This is a genomic window from Kitasatospora sp. NPDC091257 (assembly GCF_044757675.1).
Lineage (GTDB): Bacteria > Actinomycetota > Actinomycetes > Streptomycetales > Streptomycetaceae > Kitasatospora > Kitasatospora lactacystinica.
This window is the reverse complement of the sequence record NZ_JBIVVI010001015.1, coordinates 1-3389: the sequence shown is the minus strand read 5'-3', so window position 1 is coordinate 3389 and position 3389 is coordinate 1. Positions and strand designations below refer to the sequence as shown.

The following is a 3389-nucleotide window of genomic DNA, read 5'->3' as shown; positions in this document are numbered from 1 at the left end:
CTCTCCCCCGTAGGAGGGCGACAGCCGCCTGCCGACCGGTCCCGGCAGGCCCAGGACCCGGTCGCCGCGCCAGAGCTCGCCGGAGTACGGGGGGAGCTTGGCGAGCGACTCGGAGATCAGTTCCGCGTGTGCGATCAGCTCCCGCTCGATCTGCGGGAGCCGCTCCTTCACGGCGCTCTTCAGGGCCTTCCAGTCGTCGGCGGTGCGGTTGCGGGGCAGCTTGGTGAGCAGTGGTGCGAGCACCTGGTCGTGCTTGAGGATCGACGGCAGGCGGGCCGGGTCCGGTGTGCGCAGCAGCCCCGTGATCTGGACCTCCAGGGCCCGCTGCCGGGTGAGCGGACCGAACCTCAGGGCCACGTTGATCAGCGCGTAGGCGGGGCCGGTGTAGACGGCCAGCGCGTCGAAGTGCGCGGGGGTCAGCCGGTCGAGCACCTCCCGCGCGCTCAGCGGGTTGCGGCCCAGCCACTCGGCCACGACCCGCGAGGCCCGGGTCGGGTCGTTCGCGGCCACCGTGAACCCGTCGCGGTTGCGCTGCGCGTTCTCCACCACGTCGTCCCGCCAGCCGCCGTCGGCGCGCGGCTTGTGGAGCAGGTCGTGGTAGGCCGCCTCGTGGGGCAGCATGCCGTTCTCGCCCAGCAGCGCGCGCACCTGCTGCTGCGGGATGCCCGGGATGTGCTGGTACAGCGTCGAGACGTCGTCCAGCGCGTTCGGCGGGAGCGGGGGCAGTTCGTCCAGCAGCTGCGCGCCCTTGAGGATCTCGTACAGCGAGTGGTCGCCCAGCGGCAGCATCCAGCCGGTGAGGGCCAGCAGCATGTCCTGCGGTGCGCTGTCCACGACCTTGAGCAGTCGGAAGGCGTTCAGCATCTTCGCCGTGGTGGCCGAGATGCCGGTGCTGAGCGGCATGCCCTTGTCGCGGTGGGCCTCGCCGTACCAGGCGGACTTCTCGTTGAGCATGTAGTGCGCCCGGCCGGGCTTCCACGTCAGCGCCTCCCCGTCGCCGACGCCCTGCTGGTACGCCAGTTCCCGGGGGCTCAGCGGCATGCCGCGGTCCTGGAGGCCCTGCGCCGTCAGGTCGTTCGGCGGCACCGGCTCACGGGCCTGGCGGGCCTTCAGGCTGGCCAGGTACTCGGCACCGGCCTTGAGCGGTTCCGCGCCCTGCTTGATGACGGTGCCGGTGCCGAAGTGGTCCTTGGCGAACATGGTGTTGAGGCCGGGCAGGATCTCCAGCACGGAGCGGGTCCCGCTCCGGAGGAAGTCCTGCTGGGCCGCCAGCTCGCGCAGGTCCAGCCCCATCGCCTCGGCCGTCGCCGTGGGGTCGGGGGACTCCAGCATCCGCTGGAGCACCTGCTTGAGGCCGAACGGGGAGTCCTTGACGTAGGCCGCGTTGTAGAACGCGGTCAGCAGTTCCCGGGTGTTGCCGGTCCGCATCATGGTGCGGAACTCCGCCAGGCCGAGCTGCTCGCCGACCTGGCCGGCGGAGCCCTCCTCCGGCTTCCTGTCGGTGTTGAGGAAGACCTGGTAGAGCTCCCCCTCCGGGGTCTCGGGGTGGGCGGCCCGCAGGGCGTCGTAGAGCCGCTGAACGGCGTTGCGGGCCGCGGCCTGCGCCTGGGGGTGCGCGAAGGCGTAGGCACCCAGCCGCGCCTCGAACTCCTCGGCGCGCCGCCGGTGTTCCGGGGTCGCGTGGAGCGCCTGCTTGGGGACGCCGAGGGGCTGGAGGTCCCGCTGGTCGACGACCGGGTGCTGCGCCGTGGCCTCGGCGAGCGGCTGCGGGTCGTGCAGCTGCGGGCCGTGGACCTCGACGACCTCCACGACCGGCCCGTGGGCCGGCGGCGGGGCGTGCTCCGGCGGCGGGGCGTGGACGCCCGCCCCGTTGTCGACGGTCGGGGTGTGCGCCCCGGCGCCCTCCACCGGCAGCCTCAGGTGGAGCCACTGCCCGCCCGCCTCCAGCCGGGGCCGGCCCGAGGCGTCCCAGCCGACCCGCGAGCCGACCACCAGGTGGGTGCGGCCCTGGTCCTGGACCACCCAGAGCTTGCCGTTCCCGACGTACGCCTGCAGCTCCACCCCGGGAAGCCGCTCGCGCAGGGACCGCAGCACCTGGGTGACGTACTCCTGGGCGTCGCAGGCGACGAACCGCAGCGGGCGGCCGTCCCACTCACCGGTGGCGTGGAGCTCCGCCAGCGACTGGGCCAGGTCGTCCGGGTGCAGGGGCCAGCCGTTCCAGCCCGGCGCTCCGTTCTCCGTGACGGCGTGGTAGGCGATGGTGAAGTAGCGCGGGTCCTCCTCGATCGACCGTACGCTCCGCTCCAGGTTCTCGTGCGTGGCCTGGTCGGCGAGCGGGTCCCGCAGGACGCGGACGCCGCCCTCGTGGTGCGGGGTCAGGGAGCGTGCCACCTGGATCCCGACCGGGCGCCGCGACAGCGCCTCGCCGTCCGGGTGGTCGGGCGTGAACTGCGTCCAGTGGTCCGCGGGCGACACCCCGGCCGTGGTGTCGGCGTGCGGGATCTCCAGCTCGACCGGCATCAGCCCGGACAGCGACCGCTCGTTGCCGGGGTCCTGACCGGCCGGGTCGCCGCCCTTGTGGAGGGTCACTTCGAGCTGGACGTAGCCCGTGTAACGGGCCATCGGGGTGTTCGCCTTGGCGTTGGCCACGTTCCGGCCGCCAGCGTCGGTGACGGTGCCCAGCCGCTGCCGGTAGGCGCCGCCGACCAGCAGCGAGCCGGTGCCCTCGACCAGGGCGCCGAGGTCGCCCTGGACGCCGACCTGGCCCCGGAGGTTCCACTGCCGGCCGGTCAGCTGCGTGCTCCGGTTGCCGCCGCCCGACTCGTTCGCCGGGCTCAGCGCGGCCCTGGCGCTGTCCCCGTGGTACTCCAACTGGACGAGGGAGGCTTTGACCGCCACCTGGACGTCGTCGACGAACCAGCGCCGGCTCACGGACGGGGTGCCGATCGCCCGCTGCGGGCCGACCGCCCCGCCGGTGCCCTGGTGGGCTCCGACCGCAGGGGTCAGCAGGGCGGAGAGCTGGGCGTGGCTCAGCCCGGCGGAGACCACGGGCTCCAGCCGCTTCCAGGGTCCCTCGCCGAAGAAGCGCGGGCCCTCGGTCCGCAGGAGGCCCCGCAGGCCCGCGGTGTCGCCGACCCATCGCAGCACGTCGCCCGGGCGCAGGCCGGAGGTGAAGATCTCGGCGGGCGGCACCCGCAGCTCCTGCGGCAGGACGGGCCCGCGGCGCCGTCCCGGCACGGTGGCGGCGGGAGTGGAGCGGTTGGGCTCGGTCAGCACGTCGGCGTGGACGACGGTCTCCGCGACCGTACGGCGCAGCCGCCACTGCGGGACGACGGCGTTGCCGGCCTCGGCCAGGCGGTGGACGACCCCGGGCATCCCGGACCGAGGGG

1 protein-coding gene is annotated in these 3389 nt (G+C 74.0%); it reads right to left on the bottom strand.

What is annotated here, in order from left to right; translation table 11 throughout:
* On the bottom strand, positions 1-3375 hold a 3375-nt coding region (locus tag ACIQOV_RS33620), incomplete at its 3' end, for a hypothetical protein (protein WP_401054557.1).
* Positions 3376-3389: the final 14 nt, after the last annotated feature.